Origin of the sequence: Nonomuraea wenchangensis, assembly GCF_900111685.1 — a bacterium.
Classification (GTDB): domain Bacteria; phylum Actinomycetota; class Actinomycetes; order Streptosporangiales; family Streptosporangiaceae; genus Nonomuraea; species Nonomuraea wenchangensis.
The window spans coordinates 468,511-492,816 of record NZ_FOHX01000005.1; the positions used below are offsets into that span (position 1 = coordinate 468,511).

General features: G+C 73.5%; 20 protein-coding genes. 7 read left to right on the forward strand and 13 right to left on the reverse strand.

From position 1 onward, the window contains the following. Positions 1–2: 2 nt before the first annotated feature. The 5 genes from pcaG to BMW85_RS18025 are packed head-to-tail and all read right to left on the reverse strand — an operon-like array spanning position 3 to position 3,809. Positions 3–533, reverse strand: coding sequence for a protocatechuate 3,4-dioxygenase subunit alpha (gene pcaG, locus BMW85_RS18005; protein WP_091082547.1), 531 nt, complete (start codon positions 531–533; stop codon positions 3–5). Then, entirely contained in the window at positions 530–1,282 is a 753-nt protein-coding gene (pcaH, locus tag BMW85_RS18010) for a protocatechuate 3,4-dioxygenase subunit beta (protein ID WP_091082548.1), read from the reverse strand. Before pcaH ends, pcaG begins: the two co-directional genes overlap by 4 nt. Positions 1,283–1,288: 6 nt before the next feature. After that, positions 1,289–2,434, reverse strand: a complete 1,146-nt coding sequence (locus BMW85_RS18015; protein ID WP_091082550.1) for a thiolase family protein — start codon at positions 2,432–2,434, stop codon at positions 1,289–1,291. Further along, positions 2,431–3,060 carry a CoA transferase subunit B gene (locus BMW85_RS18020; protein WP_091082551.1) on the reverse strand — a complete coding sequence of 210 codons (630 nt, stop codon included), beginning with the start codon at positions 3,058–3,060 and terminating at the stop codon, positions 2,431–2,433. Before BMW85_RS18020 ends, BMW85_RS18015 begins: the two co-directional genes overlap by 4 nt. Beyond that, entirely contained in the window at positions 3,057–3,809 is a 753-nt protein-coding gene (locus BMW85_RS18025; protein ID WP_218155826.1) for a CoA transferase subunit A, read from the reverse strand. The genes BMW85_RS18020 and BMW85_RS18025 overlap by 4 nt, the downstream gene beginning before the upstream one ends. Positions 3,810–3,927: 118 nt before the next feature. On the opposite strand from BMW85_RS18025, the gene BMW85_RS52325 reads away from it, so the two are divergent. Further along, complete coding sequence (locus BMW85_RS52325) at positions 3,928–5,469, forward strand: IclR family transcriptional regulator domain-containing protein (protein ID WP_091082554.1); 1,542 nt, start codon at positions 3,928–3,930, stop codon at positions 5,467–5,469. Positions 5,470–5,490: 21 nt separating this feature from the next. Here the strand turns inward: BMW85_RS52325 and BMW85_RS18035 are convergent, their stop codons facing one another. After that, positions 5,491–6,066 (reverse strand): Rv1733c family protein, encoded by a 576-nt coding sequence (locus BMW85_RS18035; protein WP_143082322.1) that lies wholly within the window; start codon positions 6,064–6,066, stop codon positions 5,491–5,493. A 265-nt stretch (positions 6,067–6,331) separates the two neighbouring features. On the opposite strand from BMW85_RS18035, the gene BMW85_RS18040 reads away from it, so the two are divergent. Next, positions 6,332–7,312 (forward strand): sporulation protein, encoded by a 981-nt coding sequence (locus BMW85_RS18040; protein WP_091082557.1) that lies wholly within the window; start codon positions 6,332–6,334, stop codon positions 7,310–7,312. A gap of 77 nt (positions 7,313–7,389) precedes the next feature. On the opposite strand, the gene BMW85_RS18045 is transcribed toward BMW85_RS18040, so the two are convergent. Further along, a complete protein-coding gene (locus BMW85_RS18045) occupies positions 7,390–7,662 on the reverse strand; it encodes a GlsB/YeaQ/YmgE family stress response membrane protein (RefSeq protein WP_091082559.1) in 273 nt (90 codons plus the stop codon). Positions 7,663–7,849: 187 nt separating this feature from the next. Between BMW85_RS18045 and BMW85_RS18050 the strand changes: the two genes are divergently transcribed. Then, on the forward strand, positions 7,850–9,967 hold the full coding sequence (locus tag BMW85_RS18050) for an alpha/beta hydrolase-fold protein (RefSeq protein ID WP_091082560.1): 2,118 nt from the start codon (positions 7,850–7,852) through the stop codon (positions 9,965–9,967). Between the two features lie 210 nt (positions 9,968–10,177). Here BMW85_RS18050 and BMW85_RS18055 read toward each other — a convergent pair whose 3' ends face one another. Beyond that, complete coding sequence (locus BMW85_RS18055; RefSeq protein WP_245774883.1) at positions 10,178–11,491, reverse strand: RNA-guided endonuclease InsQ/TnpB family protein; 1,314 nt, start codon at positions 11,489–11,491, stop codon at positions 10,178–10,180. 37 nt (positions 11,492–11,528) lie between these two features. Here BMW85_RS18055 and tnpA point away from each other — a divergent pair, with 37 nt between their 5' ends. Continuing rightward, on the forward strand, positions 11,529–11,963 hold the full coding sequence (gene tnpA, locus BMW85_RS18060; protein WP_091082562.1) for an IS200/IS605 family transposase: 435 nt from the start codon (positions 11,529–11,531) through the stop codon (positions 11,961–11,963). Positions 11,964–12,145: 182 nt separating this feature from the next. Then, complete coding sequence (locus BMW85_RS18065; RefSeq protein WP_091082563.1) at positions 12,146–12,484, forward strand: hypothetical protein; 339 nt, start codon at positions 12,146–12,148, stop codon at positions 12,482–12,484. A gap of 58 nt (positions 12,485–12,542) precedes the next feature. Here BMW85_RS18065 and glgC read toward each other — a convergent pair whose 3' ends face one another. Further along, positions 12,543–13,778, reverse strand: coding sequence for a glucose-1-phosphate adenylyltransferase (gene glgC / locus BMW85_RS18070; RefSeq protein WP_091082565.1), 1,236 nt, complete (start codon positions 13,776–13,778; stop codon positions 12,543–12,545). A 159-nt stretch (positions 13,779–13,937) separates the two neighbouring features. On the opposite strand from glgC, the gene glgA reads away from it, so the two are divergent. Next, a complete protein-coding gene (gene glgA / locus BMW85_RS18075) occupies positions 13,938–15,116 on the forward strand; it encodes a glycogen synthase (RefSeq protein ID WP_091082567.1) in 1,179 nt (392 codons plus the stop codon). Positions 15,117–15,161: 45 nt separating this feature from the next. Here glgA and BMW85_RS18080 read toward each other — a convergent pair whose 3' ends face one another. After that, positions 15,162–15,563 (reverse strand): nitroreductase family deazaflavin-dependent oxidoreductase, encoded by a 402-nt coding sequence (locus tag BMW85_RS18080; protein ID WP_091082569.1) that lies wholly within the window; start codon positions 15,561–15,563, stop codon positions 15,162–15,164. Positions 15,564–15,690: 127 nt separating this feature from the next. On the opposite strand from BMW85_RS18080, the gene BMW85_RS51950 reads away from it, so the two are divergent. Next, positions 15,691–22,170: a CHAT domain-containing tetratricopeptide repeat protein gene (locus BMW85_RS51950; protein ID WP_091082571.1), complete on the forward strand. Its 6,480-nt coding sequence runs from the start codon at positions 15,691–15,693 to the stop codon at positions 22,168–22,170. A 43-nt stretch (positions 22,171–22,213) separates the two neighbouring features. Here the strand turns inward: BMW85_RS51950 and BMW85_RS18090 are convergent, their stop codons facing one another. From BMW85_RS18090 to BMW85_RS18100, 3 genes are all read right to left on the reverse strand, one after another. Further along, positions 22,214–22,645, reverse strand: coding sequence for a hypothetical protein (locus BMW85_RS18090; protein WP_091082573.1), 432 nt, complete (start codon positions 22,643–22,645; stop codon positions 22,214–22,216). A 155-nt stretch (positions 22,646–22,800) separates the two neighbouring features. Beyond that, the gene (locus BMW85_RS18095; protein ID WP_177240733.1) at positions 22,801–23,349 is read right to left on the reverse strand and encodes a GNAT family N-acetyltransferase; all 549 of its coding nucleotides are present in this window, start codon (positions 23,347–23,349) and stop codon (positions 22,801–22,803) included. A 43-nt stretch (positions 23,350–23,392) separates the two neighbouring features. Beyond that, on the reverse strand, positions 23,393–24,100 hold the full coding sequence (locus BMW85_RS18100; RefSeq protein WP_245774884.1) for a sirohydrochlorin chelatase: 708 nt from the start codon (positions 24,098–24,100) through the stop codon (positions 23,393–23,395). Positions 24,101–24,306: the final 206 nt, after the last annotated feature.

Genomic DNA, 24,306 nt, shown 5'->3' on the forward strand with positions numbered 1-24,306 from the left:
GGTCAGCCGAAGTCAAGGAAGACCGTCTCCTTCTCGCCCTGCAGGTGGATGTCGAAGCGGTAGAAGTCCTCGCGCTCCGGCACGGCCAGCAGCGTCTCCCGCCGCTCCGCCGGGACCGTGTCAAGGAAGGCCGCGTCGCGGTCGAAGTAGACGCGGGTGAACAGGTGGTCCAGCAGGCCGCGGGCGAAGACGCACACGCTGATGTAGCCGTTACCCGGCATGAGCGTACGCAACCCGTAGCGGCCGTCGGCGTCGGTCGGCACCCGGCCGAAGCCGGTGAAGTCGAGCCCGTGCCGCCCGATGACCGCTCCGGTGACCGGGTCGCGGCGCAGCGAGCCGGGCCGGCCGCGCAGGTCGCCCGACGGGTCGGCCTGCCAGAACTCCAGCAGCGCGTCCGGCACCGGCACGCCGTCGCCGTCGTAGACGTACCCCTGGACGGTGATCCCGCCGGTGGCGAGGTCGCCGCCGCCGGGGAACGGCAGCGCGAAGCCGTAGAACGGACCGATCGTCTGCGAAGGGGTCGGCTTGATCATCGGCCCTCCTCCATCCAGGTCGCGGCCGGGCCGTCGAGGACGATGTCCCAGCGGTAGCCCAGCGAGAACTCGGGCACGGACAGGTCGTGGTCGTAGGCGGACACCAGCCGCTGCCTGGCCCGCTCGTCCGTCACCGACTGCAGCACCGGGTCGAACGGGAACAGCGGATCGCCCGGGAAGTACATCTGGGTGACCAGCCGCTGCGTGAACGCCGTGCCGAACACCGAGAAGTGGATGTGCGCCGGCCGCCAGGCGTTGACGTGGTTGCGCCACGGGTACGGCCCCGGCTTGATCGTGGTGAAGAGGTAGCGGCCCTCGTCGTCGGTCAGGCAGCGCCCGACGCCGGAGAAGTTGGGGTCGAGCGGGGCGGGGTGGTCGTCCCGCTGGTGCAGGTAGCGGCCGGAGGCGTTGGCCTGCCACACCTCGACGAGCTGGCCGCGTACCGGCCGGCCGTCGCGGTCGAGCACCCGGCCCCGCACGGTGATCCGCTCGCCGAGTGGCTCGCCGAGGTGCTGCTTGGTCAGGTCGGAGTCGAGCGCGGTCACGTCGGAGACGCCGAACACCGGCCCGGCCAGCTCGGCCGCCTCCGGGTCCTTGACCGCGAGCGCCGGCAGCTTCGGATGGCGCAGGATGCTGCTGCGGTAGGGGGCGAAGTCGCGCAGCGGCTGGTTAGCCTCCTCGCCGGCGTGCGCCTCGTGCACCTCGGCGATCTCGCGGTCGATGTCGCCCTGCGAGAGGGGTGGGATCATGCGGGGCTACCTTTCCAGTACGACGGCCAGGCCCTGGCCGACGCCGATGCAGAGACAGGCCAGGCCGACGCCGGAGCCGGCCGCCGCGAGGCGGTGCGCCACGGCGCCGGTGACGCGGGCGCCGGACGCGCCGAGCGGGTGTCCGAGCGCGATCGCGCCGCCCTCGGGGTTGACCAGGGCGGGGTCGAGGTCGGGCAGTTCGGCCAGGCAGCCGAGCGTCTGGGCGGCGAACGCCTCGTTCAGCTCGGCGGTGGTGAGGTCGGCGAAGGTGCGGCCGGCCTTGGCGAGCGCCCGGGTCGCGGCCTCGACCGGGCCGAGGCCGAAGTAGCGGGGTTCGAGGGCGCTTGCGGCACCGGCGGTGATGCGCGCCAGAGGTTCGCGGCCGCCCAGCCCCTCCTCGTCGGTGAGCAGCAGCGCCGCCGCGCCGTCGTTGAGCGGGGAGGAGTTCCCCGCGGTGACCGTGCCCTCCTTGCGGAAGACCGGCTTGAGCCGGGCGAGCTTGTCCAGCGAGCTGTCCGCGCGGATGCCCTCGTCCCGGGTCACGTCCCCGACGGGGACGATCTCCCGCTCGAAGGACGCCTTGGCCGCCTTCTGGTGGCTGGCCAGGGCGTACGCGTCCTGCTCCTCGCGGGTGATGCCGTGCTTGTCGGCGATCAGCTCGGCGCCCTCGCCGAGCGGCACCGTGTGCTCGGCGGGCATCCTCGGGTTGACCAGCCGCCAGCCGAGCGTCGTGGAGACCAGCTCCGTGCCGCCCGCGGGGAAGGCCCGATCGGGCTTGGGCAGCACCCAGGGGGCGCGGGTCATGGACTCGACGCCGCCCGCGATCACGGTGGAGGCGTCGCCGAGCGCGATCATCCGGTACGCCTGGATGACCGCCTCCATGCCGGAGCCGCACAGCCGGTTCACGGTCGCGCCGGGCGTGCTCACGGGCAGCCCGGCGAGCAGCGCGGCCATGCGGGCGACGTTGCGGTTCTCCTCGCCGGCGCCGTTGGCGTTGCCGAGGATCACCTCGTCGGGGGCCTCGACGCCGTTGCGCTCGGCGACGGCCCTGACCACGTGCGCGGCCAGGTCGTCGGGGCGGATCCCGGCCAGCGCGCCGTTGTGGCGGCCGAACGGGGTGCGGACGGCGTCCACGACGTACACGGTCTTCATGCCAGGACCTCCGCTTCCGTACGCTCGCGCAGCTCCTCGACGCTCACGCCCGGCGCGGTCTCCACCAGCCGCAGCCCGTCCGCGGTGACGTCGAGCACGCCGAGGTCGGTGATGACGCGGTGGACGCACGCCTGCCCGGTGAGCGGCAGCGAACACCTGGTGACGATCTTCGGCGAGCCGTCCTTGGCCGTGTGATCCATGATCACGATGACCTTGCGGGCGCCGTGCACGAGGTCCATCGCCCCGCCCATGCCCTTGACGAGCTTGCCGGGCACCATCCAGTTGGCCAGGTCGCCCGTGGCCGACACCTGCATCGCGCCCAGCACCGCCACGTCGATGTGCCCGCCGCGGATCATCCCGAACGACAGCGAGGAGTCGAAGAACGACGCCCCCTCCCGCACGGTCACCGTCTCCTTGCCCGCGTTGATCAGGTCGGGGTCGACCTCGTGCTCGTACGGGTAGGGGCCGACGCCGAGCAGGCCGTTCTCCGAGTGGAGGATCACGTCCACGTCGTCCGGCAGGAACGACGGGATGCGGGTCGGCAGGCCGATGCCCAGGTTGACGTAGTCGCCGTCGCGCAGCTCGGCCGCCGCGCGCGCCACCATCTCGTCCCGCGTCCAGCTCATGATCGGGTGGTCCTCTTCTCGATGCCCTTGTCGGCGGCCTGCTCGGGGGTCAGCGCGACGACGCGCTGGACGAAGACGCCCGGCAGGTGGACCTCGTCCGGGTCCAGCTCGGTCAGCTCCTCGACCTCGGCGATCGTGACGCGCCCGGCCATCGCGGCCAGCGGGTTGAAGTTGCGCGCGGACTTGTTGAAGACGAGGTTGCCGTGGCGGTCGCCCTTGGCCGCGCGCACCAGCGCGAAGTCCGTCGTGATGCCGTGCTCCAGCACGTACGGGCGGCCGTCGAACTCGCGTACCTCCTTGGGCGGCGAGGCCACGGCGACGGAGCCGTCCGGGTTGTGGCGCAGCGGCAGCCCGCCGTCGGCGACCGGCGTGCCGACCCCGGCCGGGGTGTAGAAGGCGGGGATGCCGGCGCCGCCCGCGCGCAGCCGTTCGGCGAGGCTGCCCTGCGGGGTCAGCTCGACCTCCAGCTCGCCGCCGAGGTACTGGCGGGCGAACTCCTTGTTGTCGCCGATGTACGAGGCCGTCACCCGCGCGATGCGGCCGGCGGCCAGCAGCACGCCGAGGCCGCCGCCGTCCACGCCGCAGTTGTTCGACACCACGGATATGCCGGTCACGCCGGTGCCGTAGAGGGCCTGGATCAGCACGTTCGGGATGCCGCTCAGCCCGAACCCGCCGACCGCGAACGACGCGCCGTCCCGCACGCCGGCCAGCGCCTCCTCGGCCGAGGCCACCACCTTGTCTCTCCGCACGACGCTCCAATTCACCGGGAGTGTTCGCATAGTGAACTTTTGTCCACTATTGTGCTATCGAGTATCCGTAAAGAGGGGTGGCCTGTCAAAGGAGCTCACTCGACCGGAGGAGTGGCGGATGGAAGCGGCCGGAACCCTGGAGCGTGGCCTCGCCCTGCTGCGCGTGCTGGCGGACGATCCGGGACGGCCCATGGCCGCGACCGACCTCGTACGCGCGACCGGGCTCGCGAGAAGCGCGGTGGACCGGGTGCTCGCCACCCTCACCCACCTCGGCTACCTGCGGCTCGACGGGCGGGAGGTACGCCTCGCGCCGCGGCTGATGGAGCTGGGGGAGGCGTACCTCGCGGGCGGCGGGCTCCGCGACGCGCTGTCCCCGCCGGCCGCGCGGCTGGCCGAGGAGCTCGACGAGTCGGTGTCGCTGGCCGTGCCGGACGGGGAAGGGGTGCGTTTCATCGCGCAGTTCACCCGGCGGCGCACCATGTCCGTGGCCTTCAGGGTCGGCGACCTGCTGCCCGCCGGCCGGTGCGCGGCCGGGCTCGCGCTGCTCGACCCGGCCGCGCCGTGGGCCGTGGACGACCAGCTCGTGGAGCCGGGGCTGGTGGCCGTCGCGGTGCCGGTGCGCGACCCTGACGGGCGGGCCGTGGGCGCGGTGAGCGTGGTCAGCCACACCAGCAGGCATACGGCGGACGGGCTGCGCGCGTACGCCCTGCCCCGGCTGCGCGCGACGGTGACCGAGATGGAGACCGCCCTCGCCCGCCCGCCCCTGACCGCGCACCGTGATGAGGGCCCGGGTGGCGGCCAGAACGGCGGCCCGGACGGGGGCCCGGCGGGGGGTGTGGATCGGTCGCGGGTGGCCAAGCAGGAGCTCGGCGCCGGCTACCTGCAGTCGCTGGCCCGCGGCCTGGCCGTCATGGTGGCGCTCGGCCGGCCCGGCGGCGCCACCCTCGCCGACGCCTCCCGCGCGACCGGCCAGCCCCGCGCGACCGTACGCCGCGCCGTGCAGGCCCTCGAACGGCTCGGCTACGTCGCCGCCCGCGGCACCCGCTTCGTCCTGCTGCCGAAGGTGCTGGAGCTGGGCTACGCGCACCTGTCCGGCCTGCCCTTCCGCGCGGTCGTGCAGCCGCATCTCAACGACCTGGTCGCCCGGGTGCACGAGTCGGCGTCGGTCGCCGTGCTGTCCGGCGAGGACATCGTCTACCTGGCCCGCCGCCCGACCCGGCGGATCATGAGCGTGGACATCACGGTCGGCACCCGCTTCCCCGCCTACGCCACGTCCATGGGCCGGGTCCTGCTCGCCGACCTGCCGGAGGAGCGGCTGGACGCCATCGCGGTCAAGCCGCTGTCCAGCCACACCATCGCGACCACCGCCGAGCTGAAGACGGTGGTGCGCCAGGTGGCCGCCGACGGGTACGCCCTGGTGGACCAGGAGCTGGAGGAGGGGGTGCGGTCGCTGGCGGTGCCCATCAGGGACGGCTCGGGGCGGGTGGTCGCCGCCGTCAACGTCGCCACGCACGCCAGCCGCGCCACCCCTGCCGACCTGGTGCGCGACATCCTGCCCGAGCTGCGGGAGACGGCCGCGCGGATGGCGGCCGACCTGGCGTACGTGCACGGCCCGGCCTGGAACGGCGACCTGCGCGAGGTGGTCCGCCTCGGCCGTTGACGTGCTTGGCAGCTGACGGGCTCAGCCGCGCCGGTGGCCGTGGCCGCGCTTGTCGGCGATGGCCCAGGCGGTGTCCCATGAGCGGTAGCGGCGGCGGTTCAGCGCCCACCGCCCGGTCGCGAAGCCGGTGAGGGTCAGCAGCACGGCCACCAGCTCCACGAAGAGCGTCATGCCCGCGCCGCGCAGGCCGATCTCCAGCGGCTTCTTCGGCGGGGTCGACGGCCGCCCCTCGGCGTCGATCCAGATACGCACCGCCGTGCCGCTCCTCGCCAGCCCCGGAGCCGCCACCTCACCGGTGCGCGCCGTCCCGTCCGGGCCCGTCCACCGCGCCGGCGTAAGCGGCAACTGCGGCGGCATCTCGCCGAACGTCGCCCTGGTCGGCCGCGCGTCCGCCAGCAGGGTCGCCGTCACCTGCTGCCGCCCGCCCGGCCCGACCCGGGTCTCGGCCATCCCGTTCTCGTACGCGGCCCTCCCCGCCAGCACCGCCGGCCAGACGCTCGCCAGGACCAGCAGCACCGCCGCCACTGCCAGCGCGGACTCCAGACGATCGGTACGGCGGCGCAGCGGATTGCGATCCCATCGGTACCCGCGCGTCACCCTCTTCAGGCGATCCAGAGCAGCTCTCACCGCGCACCTCCTCGACACCACAAAGGTGCGCTCCAACTGCCCGTACGAGGAGTGCCATAAGCCTCACCGACTAGGGACCTTCGCCCTCTTCCGCGGCCCGAACCGCCCATACCCCCAAAAACCCCCTGCACGCAGGGGTTTGAGGAACTCGGCCGGTACGCCGCTCGTTGTGCGGGCGCAAGTAGTGATCTTCAACGGATCACCGACCCGATCTTCGACAGGGAGAGCAACAGCCGTGGTCTTCAAACGCATGCTGGGCGCGTTCGGCGTCGGCGCGCCTTCGGTGGACACCGTTCTCGCCACGTCCCGCACGCTGCCGGGCGGCACGCTGGAGGGCGAGGTCCGGCTCAAGGGCGGCGACTTCGACGCCGAGATCGAGCACGTCACGCTCGGCCTGGTGGCGCGCGTGGAAATCGAGTACGGCGACTCCGAGGGCGCCGGCGTCACCGAGTTCGGCCGCCTCCAGGTCTCCGGGCCGTTCACGCTGCGCAAGGGCGAGGACCGCACGCTCGGCTTCACCATGCCCGTGCCGTGGGAGGCGCCCGTCAGCGAGATCGGCGGGCAGCCGCTGCGCGGCATGGTGCTCGGCGTGCGCACCGAGCTGGCCATCGCGAAGGCCGTCGACAAGGGCGACCTCGACGCGTTCGCGGTCGAGCCGCTGCCGTCGCAGCTGCGCATCCTGGAGGCGTTCCTCGGCCTCGGCTTCACGTTCAAGTCGGCCGATCTGGAGGCCGGGCGGCTGGCCGGCGTGGACCAGCGGCTGCCGTTCTACCAGGAGATCGAGTTCTACCCGCCGCCGCAGTACCAGGGTCTGGTCAACGAGGTCGAGGTGACCTTCGTGGCCACCCCCGACGGGCTGACCGTCGTCCTGGAGGCCGACAAGCGGTCCGGCCGCTACTCCTCCGGCGACGCCATCGACCACTTCACCGTCAGCCACGACGACGCCCTGCGCACCGACTGGCCCGGCGAGCTCGGCCGCTGGCTCCAGCGCCTGTCCGAGTACGGCGGTCACCACGGCGCCCCGCACGGCTACCACGACCCGCACCACCACCCCTACCACGACGACCACCACCACCCCCAGCATCACGGGAGCGGGCCGGGCATGGGCGCGGTGGTGGCCGCAGGCGCGGCCGGCGTCGTGGGCGGTCTGGTGGCCGGCGAGATCATCGAGGAGATCTTCGAGGACGACGACGAGGGCGGCGACGACGAGTGGTGACCCACGAGCTGAGGGGGACCTGAAGCGGATCGAGACGGGCGGCCGAGGGGATGTGTGCCCCACGGCCGCCCGTCGGCTCACTCCCGGCGGCGCTTGACGTACATACCGGCGGTCAGCGAGACGCCGAGCGCCGCCAGCGCCACCTGGATCAGCAGCTCGATCCAGTCGATGCCGCCGGTGTCGGCCACGCCGAGCGCGGCGGCGATGGCGGTCCCGATGAGGGCCGCGACCACGCCGATGAGAATGGTGAGCCAGATCGGGATGCGCTGGCGTCCGGGCACGACGAGCCGCCCGAGAGCGCCGATGACGATGCCGATGATCAGGCCGGAGATGATGCCGGTGATTTCCATGGTGCGACTCCAGGAGAGACGACGATCGACCGCATCCCGACAACGAACGAACCGGTGCTCCAGGTGCCCGCCGCCGTGCCCCGTCCGGCCAGGAGTTGTTGACACGGCACCCCCCACCCCACGAAACTCTCCCAACACACCACCAGGTGCGTACTGTAAACGTTTACGGCTCCCTCGGAAGTGCTCCATGCCCCTGCCTCGCTGGATCGGCGCCGCCGCGCTGGCCACCCTCACCGCGTTCACCCTCCTCGCCCCGCCGGGCGAGACGGAGACGCGCGCGGGCGGCACGCTCACCACCGGCTCGGCCCCCTCGCCGGCCCTCGGCGGGGAGGCCGTCGCCTACACCGCCTACCTGCCCGCCGGCTACGACCGGGGCAGCGCCCGCCACCCCGTCCTCTACCTGCTCCACGGCCGCGGCGACACCATGCAGGCGTGGACCCGCGTCAAGACCGTGCTCGACGACCTGATCAGGACCAAGCGCATCCCGCCGGTCATCGCCGTCATGCCGGACGCCCCGTGGAGCGAGCGCGGAAGCTGGTACACCGACTCCCGCTACACCGGCTCCGACCTGCCCGGACGCAAGGTGGAGACCGCGCTCGCGCACGACCTGGTCGGGCACGTGGACGCCACCTACCGCACCGCACCGATCCGCGAGGCCCGGCTGGTCGGCGGCTACTCGATGGGCGGCGCGGGCGCGCTCCGCTTCGCCCTCGCCCACCAGGAGGTCTTCAGCGCCGCCGCCGTCCTCAGCCCCGCCGTCTACTCCCCGCTGCCGCCCGGCGACTCCTCCGCCCGGGACTACGGCGCCTTCGGCGAGGGCGCGGCGAAGTTCTCCGACGACGTCTACCGCGAGCTCAACTACCCGGCCCTGCTGCCGGAGCTGGACCCCGACCTGCCGGTGCGGATGTTCGTGGCCGTCGGCGACGACGAGTACGCCAACCCCGACCCCGCCGACGCCCGCCACGACCTCGACTTCGAGTCCGCCGCGCTCTACAACGCGGCCCGCCGCTCGCCCGCCGTCTCCGCCCAGCTCCGCGTCCTGGACGGCGGCCACGACTGGACGGTCTGGACGCCCGCCTTCGAGCAGGCCATGGCCGAGCTGGGCCCGGGTCTCAGCGTGACGCCGCCCGCCGGGCTGCCCACCCCGCCGCACGGCACCGCGGCCACCGACTGGGCCGGCGGCGTCGCCGCCCACGCCGACGGCTCGCTCACGGTCGGGTACGCGGCCGGCGGCCCCGTCGCCGGCCAGTCCCACGCCGGCCGCCTGGACGCGGTCATCACCCGCACCGGCGCGAACGGCTGGACCCGGCAGCTCGGCACCGCCGCCGACGAGCGCCTGTACGGGGTCGCGCCGCTGCCCGACGGCGGCGTGCTGGCCGCCGGCTACACCAAGGGCGACCTCGACGGCCGGCATCCCGGCAACGCGGCCGACGACGCGTTCGTGGTCCGGCTCGGCCCGGACGGCGAGGTCCGCTGGACCACCCAGTTCGGCGCGCCGGACGCCGCCGACCGGCTCTACGGCCTGGCCGCCGCGCCCGACGGCGGCGCGTACGTGGCCGGCTACACCAAGGGCGACCTCGACGGCCGCAACGCCGGCGACAAGGACGCCCTCGTGGCCCGTCTCACCCCGTCGGGCGAGCTCGCCTGGCTGCGGCAGTACGGCGGCCCCGGCGAGGACAAGGCGTACGGCGTGGCCGCCGACGCCGCGAACGTGTACGTCACGGGCAGCGCCACCGCCGCCCTGCCCGGCACGAGCGCGCTCGGCGGCCTCGACGGCTGGCTGGCCGCGTTCGGGACCGCCGACGGCGCCCGTACGTGGGCCACGGCCGCCGGCGGCGACGGCGACGACCGGCTGAACGCGGTGACCGTCACCACCGGCGGCCTGGTCGTCGCGACGGGCGCCGTGAACGGGGACGCCCACACCGCGGCCTACGACGCCCGCGGCAAGCGGCGCTGGACCCACACCCTCGCCACCCCGTCCGCCGACGAGGGGGCCGCCGTGGCCGCGCTGCCCGGCGGCGAGGTCGAGGTCGTGGGCCACACGCGGGGCCGGGTGGGCGTGCAGGCGGGCGGCGCCGACGTGCTCACCCTCCGCCTCGACGCGAAGGGCGGGCAGCGCGCCGCCGCCCAGTTCGGCTCGGCCAGGGACGACGCGGTGGATCCGTTCGCCGAGCCGAACCTGTACGCCGCGCCGACGCCGTCCGGCCAGGTGGCGGTCTCCGGCCTCACCTACGGCGCCGGCGGTCCCGGCAACGGGGACGTCTTCCTCGCCACCATCACCCCGGAGACCGGCCTGCCGTCCTAGAACGTCACCAGCCGCCGAGGCGGCCCAGCCGCCCGCGATGAAGGCGAAGATCACGGCGAGGACGGACAGCGGCACCCACAGCGGCCAGCCCGGCGGCACCCGGCCCCAGCCGACCACGGGTGACTCGCCGGTCGCGATGACGTACCGTACCGCGAGCACTCGACGTTTTGACGCGCTCCTTCACATGAGTGTGGAGGATTCCTGTGCTGCTTACGCAGCAGCTCGCGGCGCGGGAGCGGGCGAGACTGTGGGACAGGATGCTTGGCGCTTCACCGACCCCGACATCTCGGAGTCTCCACGCCCTGTGACCGCCCGTCCGGCGGCAGTGGTGTACCGGTGGAGCTGGTTTCTGGCGGCGTTGGTGTCGGCGTTGCCGATCCATCCGCACGCCGGGTTCTTGCACGCGAACCGGGCTTGACTCTCGCGTGAGCCCGGCACGGTGGTGTGGCAGCGGTGGCACTGGCGGCTGGTGCCGTGTGGCGGGACCTTGGCCACCAGGCCGCCCCGATCAGCGGTCTTGTAGGTCAGAAGATCTACCGTGCGGCTCCACGCCTCCCCTGCGATGGCCCGGTTCAGGCCCCGCTTCTGGGCGACGCCCCGGCCGGGTTCCTCCACGGTCCCTGCCGCCGAGGCCATCATGTTCACGATGCGGAGGTCTTCCACCACGATCACGCTGAACCTCTCGGCCAGCGTCGTGGTGGTCTGGTGCTGCCAGTCCAGGGCCCGGCGCTTGGCTTTCGCGCGGAGCTTGGCGATCTGGTCGTAGGTGCGCTGCTCCCGGTTGGAGGCCGGGGCGCCCTTGACACGGTGGGTGCGCCGGCGAGCGCTCGCGCGTTCCAGGCGCAGCAGCCGGGCCTGCTCCCCGTCGGTGAGCCACGGCCCATGCGTGAGGCGGTCCCCCGTGGACAGGGCGAGGGGAACGGCGATGCCCCGGTCCATCCCCACTGCCGGTCCCCGGTGCGGGGCCGGGACCGGGACGTGCCGTTCGGTACGGAAGACGATGTGCCAGCCGAGCGCGTCCTTGACCAGCCGCGCCCCGGTGATCCGCCCTGGAGGTGAGCCCTTGGTGACGCCGGGCAGGCCTTTGGTCCACCGGAACCGGACCCGGCCGATCTTGGGCAGGTTCACCGCGCCCCACCTGCGGTTGATCCGGATGATGCGCAGGTCGCGGGCTTGGGGGACATCGACGGCCATCCGCGACCGCAAGCGGCCCTTGAACGCGGGCCGTCCGGCGGGATGCCCGGGGTCGAAGAAGTTCGCCCACGCCCGCCGGTAGGTCTTCAGCACCGCTTGGGCGGCTTGGGCGGGCAGGTCGTTCAGCCAGGAGATCTCCCGGCGTGCCGTGCGGATCGCCTCGTCGCAGTCCTTCAGCGACGCCAGGCGGCCCTGCCGGAACGTCGTGTACTCATGCAGCAGGTTCCACAGGGCACGCGCGCAGTGCGCCTGACTTTCCAGGGCGGCGCTCTGCGCCCGGTCCAGGTCCAGCCGCGCCACGTGCGCCCGAACCCGCTTCTCCCCCTCCACGCCAGCGATCGTAGCGTTCGGTGTCACGGGCCAACCCCTGAATGTAAACAGAGGAAGACACTGCGTGCACGAACTCGGTGTCCATCTCGTGTTCGTGACCGGATACCGGCGGGGCCTGTTCACCGCGCCGATGCTGACCCGCTGCGAGGAGATCATGCGGGACGTCTGCGCGAGCTTCGAGGTCGACCTGATCGAGTCCAACGGCGGGGACGACCATGTCCACCTGCTGGTGAACATCCCATCCAAGGTTGCCCTGAGCGTCCTGGTCAACTCCCTCAAAAGCGTCTCGGCCCGTTACCCGCGCAAGGAGTACGACACTCACGTCCGCAAGTATCTGTGGGGCGGGCATTTCTGGTCCCGCTCCTATGACGCGGGCTCGACCTGCGGCGCGAACCTGGCCACCGTCAGGGCCTCCATTCAAGGCCAGGACCGGCCTGCACGCTGGGGTTCAGGAGGAACGCTCGCGCTCTGACGGGCGCCGTACTTCAAGGTCTCCTTGAATCCGATCAAGGAGACCTTGAAGACCTCTTCGGGTACGGGTACGGCATCAAGGCCTAAATGGGTGATCAAAGGTCACCGCGTGGCGTTACCCGTCGTATCGCCCTTAGCTGCTTAGAGTGAGCAAGTAATGTCACATCGTGATCACAGGGAGGAATGGTGAAAGGTGATCTCATAGCCGTCGGCGGCGTGCTCGCCGCCGCTGTCGCGATCACCGGCGTGGCCGGCCCGGCGAACGCCGGCGTGCACTGCGACCTCGGCTCCAGCGACAAGACCCACTCGTCCGGCATCGACGCTGAAGCTGAGCGCATCTGGTTCACGAGCCGGGAGTCCAAGTCCTGCCAGAGCGACGACCGGGACGACAAACACGGCCGCGACGGCCGCGTCCGAGGCCCTGGCTGGGGCTGGATCGAGCCCGAGGAGCACGAGCGCACCTGGGGCGCCAACGGTTACCGCTACCCGGCCACCACGCACGCCGTCACTGGAGACCTCTAGGGCGGACCGGTCCCGGGGCCGCGCGAGCACCCCGGGACAACTCCCTGTGCCCCGCCGCTCAGCGGTCCACGATCTCGTTCTTGCCGATGACCACGACGCCGCCGCGCGTGAGGGCGAAGCGTGTGCGGTCGTAGTCCGCGTCGAACCCGATCCGCGCGCCGTCGGGGATCACGACGTTCTTGTCGATGATCGCCTTGCGCACGATCGCGCCCCGCCCGATCTTGACGTTCTCCATCAGCACGGAGTCCTCCACCAGCGCGTGCGAGTGGAGCACCACTTTCGGTGACAGGACCGAGCGGACGGCGGTGCCGCCCGAGACGATCACGCCGGGCGAGACCAGCGAGTCGATGGCCCGTCCCACCCGGTCGCCCTCGTTGTGGACGAACTTGGCCGGCGGCAGCGGGTCGTGGCCGGTGAAGATCGGCCACTTGTCGTTGTAGAGGTTGAACACCGGATGCGCCGAGATGAGGTCCATGTGGGCCTCGTAGTAGGCGTCCAGCGTCCCCACGTCGCGCCAGTAGCCGCGGTCGCGCTCGGTGGAGCCGGGGACGATGTTGTTCTTGAAGTCGTAGACGTCGGCGCCGCCCGACTTGACCAGCATCGGGATGATGTTGCCGCCCAGGTCGTGCTTGCTGGTCGGGTCGAGCGCGTCCTCGCGCAGCGCGTCGATCATCGACTGGGTCTTGAACACGTAGTTGCCCATCGAGGCGTAGACCTCGTCGGGGGAGTCGGCGAGCCCCACCGCGTCCTTCGGCTTCTCCCTGAACGCGACGATCCTGCGCCCCTCGGGGTCGGTCTCGATGACGCCGAACTGGTCGGCCAGCGACAGCGGCTGCCGGATCGCGGCCACGGTCACGTCCGCGCCGGAGTCCTCGTGCTGCTCGACCATCTGACGCGGATCCATCCGGTAGATGTGGTCCGCGCCGAACACGATCACGTGCTCGGGCATCTCGTCGTAGATGAGGTTGAGGTTCTGGAACAGCGCGTCGGCCGAGCCGGAGAACCATCGCGGGCCGAGCCGCTGCTGCGCGGGCACCGGCGTCACGTAGTTGCCGAGCATCGCCGACAGCCGCCAGGTGCGCGAGACGTGCCTGTCGAGGCTGTGGTTCTTGTACTGGGTCAGTACGACGATCTTCAGGAAGCCGCCGTTCGCCAGATTGGACAGCACGAAGTCTACGAGGCGATATATCCCCCCGAACGGCACCGCTGGTTTGGCCCGATCCGCCGTGAGCGGCATGAGCCTCTTACCCTCTCCACCTGCCAGCACGACCGCAAGTACCCTCCGGGACCTCATGCCCGAGACGCTACCCTCAAATGGCCGTTCTATCGACGAATCCCGGTGCGGCTAACTTCCCTCGTGTCCCGATTTGCCGCTTGCGGGCCCGGCGGGGGTCGGCGACCCCGGCTCGTCGGTGGTGTTCCCCATGCTCGCGTTGATCGTAAGGTCGTCTCTATGCGCGTTGATCTACTCAGCCGGGAGTATCCGCCCGAGGTGTACGGCGGCGCCGGGGTGCACATGGAATACCTCGCCCGGGAGCTGCGTCCGCTGGCCGACGTACGGGTGCGCTGCTTCGGCGCCGACCGCGCCGAGCCGGGCGTCTCCGCCTACCGGGTGCCGGGCGGGCTGGAGAAGGCCAACGCCGCCCTGCAGGTGCTCGGCGTCGACCTGGAGATGGCCGCCGCCTGCGAGGGAACCGACCTCGTGCACTCCCATACCTGGTACGCCAACTTCGCCGGGCATGTCGCCAAGCTCCTGCACGGCGTCCCGCACGTCATCACCACGCACAGCCTGGAGCCGCTGCGGCCGTGGAAGGCCGAGCAGCTCGGCGGCGGCTACACGATCTCCTCCTGGGCCGAGCGCACCGCCCTCGCCGCCGCGGACGCCGTCATCGCGGTCTCGGAGGGCATGCGCCGCGACGTGCTGGCCGCCTATCCCGAGATCGCGCCGGAGAAGGTCACCGTCATCCACAACGGCATCGACACCGCCGAATACGCCCCCGACCCCGGCACCGACGTCCTCGCCCGGCACGGCATCGACCCCGCCCGCCCGTACGTCATCTTCGTCGGCCGCATCACCCGCCAGAAGGGCCTGGTCCACCTGCTGCACGCGGCGCGCTCGTTCGACCCGGACGCTCAGCTCGTGCTCTGCGCCGGCGCGCCCGACACCCCCGAGATCGCCGCCGAGGTGAGCGGGCTCGTACGCGACCTCGACCGCGACGGCGTCCACTGGATCCAGGAGATGCTGCCGAAGCCGCAGATCATCCAGCTCCTCACGCACGCCGCGGTGTTCGTGTGCCCGTCGGTCTACGAGCCCATGGGCATCGTCAACCTGGAGGCGATGGCCTGCGAGACGGCCGTCGTCGCCACGGCCACCGGCGGCATCCCCGAGGTCGTCGCCGACGGCGAGACCGGCCTGCTCGTGCCCATCTCCCAGGAGCGCGACGGCACCCCGCACGACCCCGACCGCTTCGCCGCCGACCTCGCCGAGCGGGTCAACACGCTGCTGCGCGACCCCGGACGGGCCCGAGCCATGGGCCTCGCCGGACGGGCGCGGGCGGTCGAGCACTTCTCGTGGGAGCGCATCGCCCACCGCACCATGGAGCTCTACGCCACACTGCTCGCGACGTCATGACCCGTCCCGCGGGCGGCGGGTTCCGCTCCCGCCCGCGAGGTCACCTCAGGCGCGTTCCAGGACGACGATCGGGATCTCCCGGTCGGTCTTCTGCTGGTACTCGTCGTACTGCGGCCACGTCGCCGTCATGACCCGCCACATCTCCGGCTTCTCCTCGGGCCGGGCCGGGCGGGCCCGCGCCGCGAACCTCTCGCCCTTGACCTGCACCTCGACCTCGGGGTCCGCCCTCAGGTTCTTGAACCACTGCGGGTCCTCGGGCGCGCCGCCGTAGGAGGCCACGACCAGGTAGACGTCGCCGTGGCGCTGGTAGATCAGCGGTGTGGTGTACGGCCGGCCCGAGTTGCGGCCCTTCGTGGTCAGCAGCAGGACGGTGGTGTTGTTCCAGTCGTGCCCCTCCGCGCCGTCGGTCTCCTGATAACGCCGGACATGTTCCTTGCCATAGAGCATGCCCGCGACCTACCCACCAGAAAGAGCCCTGCACCGCCGCCCCCGGCGTCTGTACGAAGTGTTGCCCCCCGCCGCCCGGGCCCGCCCCGAACTGTACGCACGGGCGCGCCGGTGAGAGCCTGTGCCCATGACCGATCCGGCCGAGACGCTGGCCGCCCGCATCGAGCGGTTCGAGCAGGCCGCGGATCCCGAGCTGATCTGGGACCCCGCGGCGCTGATCGAGGCCGAGCAGGCGATGCGGGCCTGCGCCGGCGACCGCTCCGACGCCGCCACCTGGCGGCTGATCGGCATGCTCCACCTCGCCCGGTACCGCCTCGACCCGCGTACCAACCAGGACGCCGCCGTCGCGGGCGCCTTCTTCGCCGCCGTGGCCGTGCTCGACCCCGCGCGGCTGCCGGAGAAGCTGCGCGGCGCCTCCGTACCGTCCGCCGACGCGGCCGGCACCTGGGCGGGGCTGGTCGAGGAGGTGTTCCGGCACGTGGACCCGGCGGCGTACCCGCACGTCGGGCTGCTCGTGCACGCCCTCGTCCGGCGCGCCGCCGCCCAGCTCACCGCCGACGCCGCCGACCGGCTCGGCGAGCTGCTGCTGCAGCAGGCCATGCGCTCCGCCGACCCGTCGTGGGCGCCCGGCGCGCTGGCCCTGCTCGGCGGCGGGCTCGTCCGGCTGCACGGGCGTACGGGGGAGCGGGAGCTCCTCGACGACGCCGTACACGTGCTGTTCAGGGCCGCCCTCGCCGCTCCCGGCGAGGCCACCCACCTGGCAGAGCTGGCCGCCGCGCTCGCCCTGGCCGTGCCCGACGACGAGGACCTGGTGCGGGCGTACCTGTCGGCCGCCGAGTCCGAGCCCGGCAGCCGCGAACGCTCCCGCGCGCTGCTCAGCCTCGTCGGCCTCGCCCAAGCCCGCGCCGCCCGCTCCTGCCTGGACGACGACCTGCTCGCCTTCATCCGGGTGGGGCAGTGCGCGCTCGACTTCTGGCACGAGCGGTGGGCGCATCCCGGGGTGCTGGGGCCGTACGCTGCGGGGCTGGTCGAGTGGTATGTGGTGACGGGGGACGAACGGTCGCTGGAAGCGGGCCACGAAATGCTCCAGGCCCTCGGCCTCCCGACCCTTGCTGCGGACTTCCCGTCCGACACCACGATCTGGGACAGCCCCGCCCCTTTGGACGGCTCCGCCCGTTCGGACAGTCCCGCCTCTCTGGACGGCCTTGCCCGTTCAGACGGTCCCGCCTCTTTGGGCGACCCCGCTCGCTCGGGCGGCCTCGCCCGTTCGGATGGTCCCGCCCGCTCTGACGACCCCGATGCCACGGGCGGCCCGTACGCGCCCGGTGGTCCTCCCGCCCTGGACGCCGACCCGGGCGGGGACCTGCCGCCCATCCCCGCGACCCCCCTCACCGCTGATCGGGTCGCGTACCGCGCCACCTTCGAGCTGGCTCGGCGGCTCTCCGTGGACCCGCTCGCCCGCCTCGCCCTGCTCGGTGAGCGGCGCCGGCGGCGCTACGAGGCGACCGGCGCGCAGCAGGACCTCGACGTCGCCGTCGAAACCCTCCGGGAGGCCACCCGGGAGGTCCCGCCCGGCCACCCCGACCGCCCCAGGCTCCTCGCCGACCTCGCCGCCACCCTCCTCGAACGCACCCTGACCACGGGCGGCGACCCCGCCGCTCCCGTCGCAGCAGCCCGTACCGCCCTGGCCGCCCACGCCGTGGACGACCCGGCCCGCCCCGCCGCGCTGCTCCTGCTCGCCCGCGCCCTGCGCCTCCGGCTCACCCCGTCCACCGCCGCCGAGGCGGTCGCCGCCCTGCGCGAGGCCCTGGCCACCGGTGACCGGCTGACGCCGCGGCTGGAGGCGTACACGCTGCTCTCCGAGCTGCTCCGCTGGCGCGCCACCCACCAGGACGCCGCGCCGCACCGTGCGGAGGACCTCGACGGCGCGGTGCTGACCGCCCGCCAGGCCGCCGAACTGGCCGTGAAGAGCTCCCGCGACCAGATCCCCGCCCACCGCCTGCTCTCCCGCGCCCTGCTCGCCCGCTTCTCCCACGGCGGCGACCCGCGCGACCTCGGCGAGGCCCTGGCCCTCGCCAGGGACGGCGACCCCGACCTGCTGGCGCAGCTCGACGTCCTGCTCACCGACCCCACCCGGCTGCCCGTCGACGAACATCTCGCCAGGGCCGCCGCCGACCTGGCCCTCCAGACGTCCGACGAGCCCCTGACGCTCAAACTCCTCGCGTACGCCGAACGCCACCCCACGGCGAGCACCTCTGGCCCGCGCGGAGAACTCGGCCGTGGCGCGTTCCTCCTGGAGACCGGGCTCCGGCTGGCCGACGCCGGTCGGCGCCGTACCGCCGGCACCGTACTCGCCCGCGCCGCCGCCGCCTTCGACGACGAGGGCGACCGTGCCCTTACCGCGCACGCCCTGTCCCTCCAGGGCGTCAACCACGACCACCTGAACGACCCGGCCCGCGCCGCCGAGGCGTTCGAACGTGCCGCCGCCGTCCACCGCACGCTCGGCGACCTCCCGGCCGAGGCGGAGCAACTGGGCCACCTGGGCGACGTACTGCTGCGCGCGGGCGACCCTGCGGGGGCCGTCGAGCAGCACCTGCGGGCGATCGCCCTCTGCGCCGGAGCCGGGCTGGGCGCCCGCGAGGCGGTCCACCAGATGCGCGCCGCCGAGGCGTACTTGGCCGCCGCGGACCCCGCCGCCGCCCTGGCCTGCGCGGCCCGCGCCCGTGAGGTGTACCTGGCGCTGGGGGAGCCGAGGGAGGCGGCCCTGGTGCTGGTCCCGGCCGCCCGCGCCGCCGTCGATCAGGGCGATCTCACCGCCGCCGGGGAGCGCATCGCCGCCTGCGCCATCGAGCTGGAGGCCGCCGGCGCCTGGGAGGACGCCTGCCGCGCGCTGGACGCGCACGCCGTTCTCCTGTCCGTACGCGGCCACCACGCGCCGGCCGCCGCCTGCGAGGCCCGCCTGGTCGAGGTCGTACGGCGCCGGGGCGGGCGGCGCGAGCCCGCCGACGAGTGGTACCGCATCGCCCAGCGCCGCCGCGCCACCGGCGACCCGGCGGGGGCGCGGGCGGCCTTTGAACTGGCCGAGGCCGAGTACCAGGCGATCGGGCACCTGGACGGCTCGGCCGCCGTCCGCTACAACCTCGGCGCGCTCGCCTACGGGCAGGGGGAGGCCGGGCGGGCGCTGGAGGAGTTCGGGGCGGCGGCGGAGGCGTTCGCGCGGCTGCGCGCCCACGGCAAGGAGGCGACGGCCCTGACCATGCGCGCCGCCGCCCTGTCCGCCCTCGACCTGTCGGAGGACGCGGCCACGGAGCTGGACCGCGCCCTGGACCTGGCCGCTGCCGGCGGCGACCTGGACGCCCTCTTCCTCGCCACGCTGCACCGGGCGGTGCTGGACGAACGCCTGGGGGAGTTCCTGGCCGCCGGGGAACGCCTGCGCGCCGCTCTCGGCCAGGCCGCCGCCGACCCTCTGAAAGAAGCCGTCGTACGGGACCGCCTGGCCTCGCTCGCCGCCCGCCTCGGCGACCTGCCCGCCCAGATCGACGCCCTGGAGCAGGCGGTCACCGGCTTCCGCGCCGCCGCCCAGCCCCGCCTGGCCGCCCTCACCTCGCTCCGGCTCGGCTTCGCCCTGGAGGAACGCGGCGAACACCGCCGCGCCCGCACCGCCCTGGAATCCGGCCTCACCACCCTCACCCCATCCCCCCAACCCCCCACCGGGTCGCCGTCCACCGGGTCGCCCTCTACTGGGTCGTCATCCACGGGGTCGCCGTCTACCGGGTCGCCGTCCACCGGCGGATTGCCCTCTACTGGATCGCCCCCCAGGGAGCCGGGCTCCCAACCGCCTGCCTCATCACCCTCCGGGCAGGAGGGCCGGTGGGCGGGGGCGGCGCCGTTCGAGATCGTGGTGGCCATGGCTGCGTCGGGTGGACTGGACGCTGACGTCCTCGCCCGGGTGGCGTCCGTTCAGCTCGCTCTCGGCGACCTCACGCGCGGCCGGGCCACCCTGGCCGAGGCCGTCACCACCCTCCGGGCCGGCCGGGACCGCGTGCAGGCGATCGGCCCGGCCGCCGCCGAACGCCTGGAAACGTGGCTGCGCCTGGAGGAGGCCGAGTCCGCAGGCGATCTTCCGCTGGCCCGCGCCATGGCCGAGCAGGCCCTGGCCCAGGCCCGCCCCGAGGCCCGCCCGGGAGCCCCTGTTGGCGACCCCCGGCACGAGGGCGGGATCGGCCACCCGCCAGGCCGGGGCGACGACGCCCCCGGCGCCGGCGCCGCCCCGCTCCTTCCGCAGGACCGTTCCCACCTTCTCGCCAAGCTGTCCTCGTACTGCCTGGCCCTCGGCGACCTCACCGCCGCCTACAGCTACGCCGCCGAGGGCTACGAGCTGCGGGACGCCCGTACGATCGAGCACCTACGCCATCTGGGGGCCGCCGCGCACGCACTCGGCCGTCCCGACGAGGCCATCGGCCATCTCACCCGCGCCGTGGAGCTGGCCCGCGACGACGCCGGCCCGGCCCTTCCCTCGCCCCTGGTCCACGCCCTGACCGCGCTGGCCCGCGCCCTCGCCGACCAGGCCCGCTGGACGGACGCTGCCCGCGCGTACGACGAGGGCCTGACCCTCACGACGGCTCCGGTCTGGCGCGCCCTTCGCGCCCCCCTGCTGTCCGGCCGCGCCTCCTTACACCTTGAACGCGGCGAGCTGGACGTCGCGGCCTCCCTCTACCGGGACGCCATCGTGCTCCGCGAGGAGCTGGCCGAGCGGGCGGGGCTGGGGGGCGACTACGCCGACCTGGCCTTCGTACACGTCCTGCGCGGCGAGACGGCCCAGGCCGGTCCCCTCCTGGAACGCGCGCTGGCCGTCCACCGCGAGACGGGCGACGACCGGGGCACGGTCCTGAGCCTGATCGCCCTCAGCACCCTGGCCTCTGCGCCGGCGTCGGCCCATCTGGCGGATCATCTGGAGGAGGCGGCCGACCTGGCGCGGCGGATCGGGTTCGGCGGTGGGGAAGGGCTCGCGCTGGCCGCTCTCGGCGCGCTGGACCTCGCCGACGGCGATCCGGGCCGGGCGTGGGAGCGGCTGTCCCGGGCCGTCGAGCTGCTGGAGGACCTGGGGCACGACCCGGCGTTGGGCCTCGCCCTCGAACACCGTACGGACGCGGCCACCCGGCTCGGCGACCTCGCCGCCGCCCTCACGGATGCCGAACACGCCTGCGACCTCGCCACGCTGACGCCCGCCACGCCCCACCCCACCCCCCTCGCCGGCTCAGTGCCCTCTGGTAGGGACGGGCAGGGGGGCGTGCTCGACCGTGCCGTCTCCCTCGCCGTACGCCTGGGTCGCGGCAGGACCGCGTGGGCGCGGGCCGAGCAGGCCAAGGTCCGGTCGCTGGCCGCGCGGCTGGGCGACGGGCGCTGGCCCGCGCCGCCCGGCGTCCCCCCGGAGCTGCTGGAGCGCGAGGAACGCGACCTCGACCGGGCCCGCACCCTGACCGCGGCGGCCGGGCGTGTCCGGGATCCCGTCCGGGCCGCCGCGCTCGTGCGCCGCGCCCACGCCGTACGTGACGAGCTGGAGACTTTGTGGCGGCACCTGGAGCCCCTCGCTCCCTGGCACGTGGCCGCCCGGCGGGCCGCTCCTCTGACCGGGGCCGAGCTGGACAAGCTGGTAGCGCGGGACGAGCCGGTCGGGCTTCTCGGGTTCCACGTAGGCGAGGGCGGCGTCACCGTGCTCGCTCACCGCACCGGCTGGGCCGAGCCGCGCGCGTTCGGGTGCGCCGCCAATGCGGCGCTGCTGGCCGAGTTCGTGGCCGGGATCGACGGCGAACGTCCTGGGCTGCTCGACCTCGCCGCCCGCAGGCGCCGGCTCGACCTGTGGCGCCGCCTGGCGGACCTGCTGCTGGCGGACGCGCTCAGGGAGCTCGGCGACGACCTGTCGATGCTCCACCTGCTGCCGCACCGCGAGCTTCATCGCGTGCCGTTGCACGCGCTCGCCCCTGATGGCGGCCCGCCGCTGATCGAGCGCTGCCCGGTGACGTACGCCCCCTCCGCCGCCGTCCTGGCCCGGCTGGCCCGCGACATCCCGGTCCGCGCCGACGGCCGGTCGCTGGTGATGGCCCACGGCACGGACCCGGACGCCGGGACCGCCGCCCTGCTCGGCGCCGAGCCGCGCACCGGCGGCGCCGCCACGTCCGCTCACCTGGCCGGGAGCTGGGACGTCGTGGACCTGTCCGCCGACGTGGTGCACGATCCGCGCGACCCGCTGGGCGTGGGTGTGCGGCTGGCCGACGGCGTGCTGACCGCCAGGCGGCTCATGAGCCTGCGCGTACGGGCCCGCCTCGTCGTCCTCACCGGCTGCGCGGGCGGCCCCCGGGCTGGTGACGGGCTCGCCACGCTCGGACAGGCGTTCCTGCACGCGGGCGCCCACACCGTGCTCCTCGCCCTGTGGCCGCCCGCCGGCGAGATCACGCGGGCGCTCCTTCGGGACCTGCACGGGCGGACGCGGGAGGGCGCCGACCCGGCCCAGGCGCTGCGCGAAGGGGTGCTGTCACTGCGCGAGCTGTATGGGGCCGCCGAGCCTGAGCTGTGGGCGCCGTACGCGCTGCTCGGCCTGCCCCGCTGACGCGGGCGGACACACGATCAGGGCTGCGTACCGTCCCGCTCGGTTACAGGCGGGAGAGCGTGGAGGTTGCGGTGTGGGTGTGGAGCGGGAGGGCGGTGTCGGGGGTGCGTTCGTGGACGTCCTGGTCGCGGATGGCGAAGACGGCGGGTGCGACGCCCACGTCGCCGTAGCGCGCGGTCACGGCGGCGCCGACCGCTCGCCGGACGTCGCCGACCACTTCGCGCACGGTGTGATCGGGGCCGGTGGCGGTGAGGTGGCCCAGCATGCCGGCGAAGCGCAGCTCGCCCTCGGCGGCCGGTCGCTGCTCCGGCAGCACGGGGCGGTCGAGCCAGAACACCCGCCCGGTGAGGGATCCCGGGTAGCCGCCGCCCAGCTCGCGCACCGTCTCGGCGAGCAGCTCGCCGAACCCGGCCAGGTCGGCGTCAGGCGGCAGGTCCGTGGTGACGAACAACGGCACGATCAGCGAGTCGAGCATCAGGCCATCCCTCCGTGAGGAGGCTCATCGTAGGGTGCCGCACCGACAATTCCGCGCGGACTTGACCGGCGCCGGGAAAGGTCCAGGGAATGGACGGACCTTCCTTGACAGAACGCGAAAGAATGGGCCGCTCTCGAAATGCCGCCCGGACGGCGCTAGCGTTCGGTCCATTCGTCTTCGAGCACCGAGTGCACGACGGAGTCCCGCCAGCCGGCGGGCGTGCGCAGGTGGTGCCGGATGCGGCCCTCCTCGACCATGCCGGCGGTCAGCATGGCGAGCTGGGCGGGCAGGTTGTCGGGGGAGCGGGCGCCCCAGATGCGGTGCAGCCCGAGCTGCTTGAACCCGAACGACAGCAGCAGCCGCACCAGGTCGGTGCCGATGCCGCGACCCCACTGGTGGGGGTGGAGGCCGAAGCCGATCTCGGCGCTGTGCGGGTGCTCGGGCTCGACGCGCAGCCGGGCCACGCCGATCACGTCGTGGTGCTCGGCGTCCACCACGGCGAGCACGTACAGCAGGCGCGGCTCGGCGCGGGCGGCCTCCATGGCCTGCCCGACGAGATCGGCGACCTCCCGCGGCGAACGGGGCGCGAACGGCATGTGCTGGGTGGCGGCGGGGTCGCCGTAGACGGCGTGGAGGGCTGGGACGTCGGCCTCCGTGACGTCACGAAGGCCGAGTCGCAAACCGTTGCATACCACGCGCCGCATGCGCAGACGGTAACGCGATTCCCGCGATCTTCACAAGCCCTTGTCAAGTGGCGAGTTGACTACCGTAAGCTCGGGCGACAAGTTCGGCGACCGCGCCGTGCGCGCCGAGCGGCTCGGCGTGGCCGGCGTCGATCTGCTGGGCGGCTTGCTCGACGATCCCGGCGGGCGCCTCGTGGCCGATCATGCAGGGGGCGATCGCCAGCCGCTGGGCCCCGGCCGCGCGCAGCCGCTGGGCGGCCACGCTCACGCCGGGCTCGGTGTCGAGTGAGGCGGCGACGACCGGGAGGGTGAGCCGGGAGGCCAGCAGCACGGCGGTGGCCTGTACGGCCCGCACCGCGCGCTCGCCGCCGACGGTGCCGAGGATGACGGCGTCGACGGGGCTGGAGACGTTGAGCAGGCGCACCCGGTCGGCGCGGGCGAGGCCGCGCTCGGCCAGCCGGATGTGCAGGGCCTCGGCCAGCAGTGGGTGGGGGCCGAGCGCGTCGGTCACCACGGCGCCGCTGCCGGTGGCGGCGACGGCCTTGCCGATCTCGGCCATGACGACGGGGTCGTCCCAGGTGAGCAGCGGCACCACGACGGCCTCGCGTCCACCGGGCAGCGCGTCCGCCAGGTCGGCGACGCTCGTCAGCCGTACCTCGATCTGCGGGTTGTCGACGCGCACGACGGCGGCGATCTCCTCCGCCACGCCGGAGGTGTCGCCGGGGGTGGCGAGCACGAGCATGGGCGCGTCCGGCGGCAGGGACGTGGGCACGGGTCGGCGGTGGCGACCGCCGCCCGGGCGAGGGGAACGTTCACGTACAGGCAGGCTCACAGGCGCGCAGTTTATGCCTATTCCATGAGCGATGTTCCGTGAATAGATGGCGATTCCGTCACGACGCCGGGGCAGTGATCGAGATCACATCGTGATCGCGCCGCTCGTTGACTTGGGCGCGCGAGACGGAAAGCTGGGAACCACCC

Coding starts and splice junctions, on each gene's coding strand:
- BMW85_RS18015 (WP_091082550.1), bottom strand. CDS start 2,434: ATGAAGACCGTGTACGTCGTGGACGCCGTCCGCACCCCGTTCGGCCGC.
- BMW85_RS18090 (WP_091082573.1), bottom strand. CDS start 22,645: ATGCTCGACTCGCTGATCGTGCCGTTGTTCGTCACCACGGACCTGCCG.
- BMW85_RS18020 (WP_091082551.1), bottom strand. CDS start 3,060: ATGAGCTGGACGCGGGACGAGATGGTGGCGCGCGCGGCGGCCGAGCTG.
- BMW85_RS52325 (WP_091082554.1), top strand. CDS start 3,928: ATGGAAGCGGCCGGAACCCTGGAGCGTGGCCTCGCCCTGCTGCGCGTG.
- BMW85_RS18080 (WP_091082569.1), bottom strand. CDS start 15,563: ATGCTCTATGGCAAGGAACATGTCCGGCGTTATCAGGAGACCGACGGC.
- pcaG (WP_091082547.1), bottom strand. CDS start 533: ATGATCAAGCCGACCCCTTCGCAGACGATCGGTCCGTTCTACGGCTTC.
- pcaH (WP_091082548.1), bottom strand. CDS start 1,282: ATGATCCCACCCCTCTCGCAGGGCGACATCGACCGCGAGATCGCCGAG.
- BMW85_RS18095 (WP_177240733.1), bottom strand. CDS start 23,349: ATGCGGCGCGTGGTATGCAACGGTTTGCGACTCGGCCTTCGTGACGTC.
- BMW85_RS51950 (WP_091082571.1), top strand. CDS start 15,691: ATGACCGATCCGGCCGAGACGCTGGCCGCCCGCATCGAGCGGTTCGAG.
- BMW85_RS18050 (WP_091082560.1), top strand. CDS start 7,850: ATGCCCCTGCCTCGCTGGATCGGCGCCGCCGCGCTGGCCACCCTCACC.
- BMW85_RS18045 (WP_091082559.1), bottom strand. CDS start 7,662: ATGGAAATCACCGGCATCATCTCCGGCCTGATCATCGGCATCGTCATC.
- BMW85_RS18065 (WP_091082563.1), top strand. CDS start 12,146: ATGGTGAAAGGTGATCTCATAGCCGTCGGCGGCGTGCTCGCCGCCGCT.
- glgA (WP_091082567.1), top strand. CDS start 13,938: ATGCGCGTTGATCTACTCAGCCGGGAGTATCCGCCCGAGGTGTACGGC.
- glgC (WP_091082565.1), bottom strand. CDS start 13,778: ATGAGGTCCCGGAGGGTACTTGCGGTCGTGCTGGCAGGTGGAGAGGGT.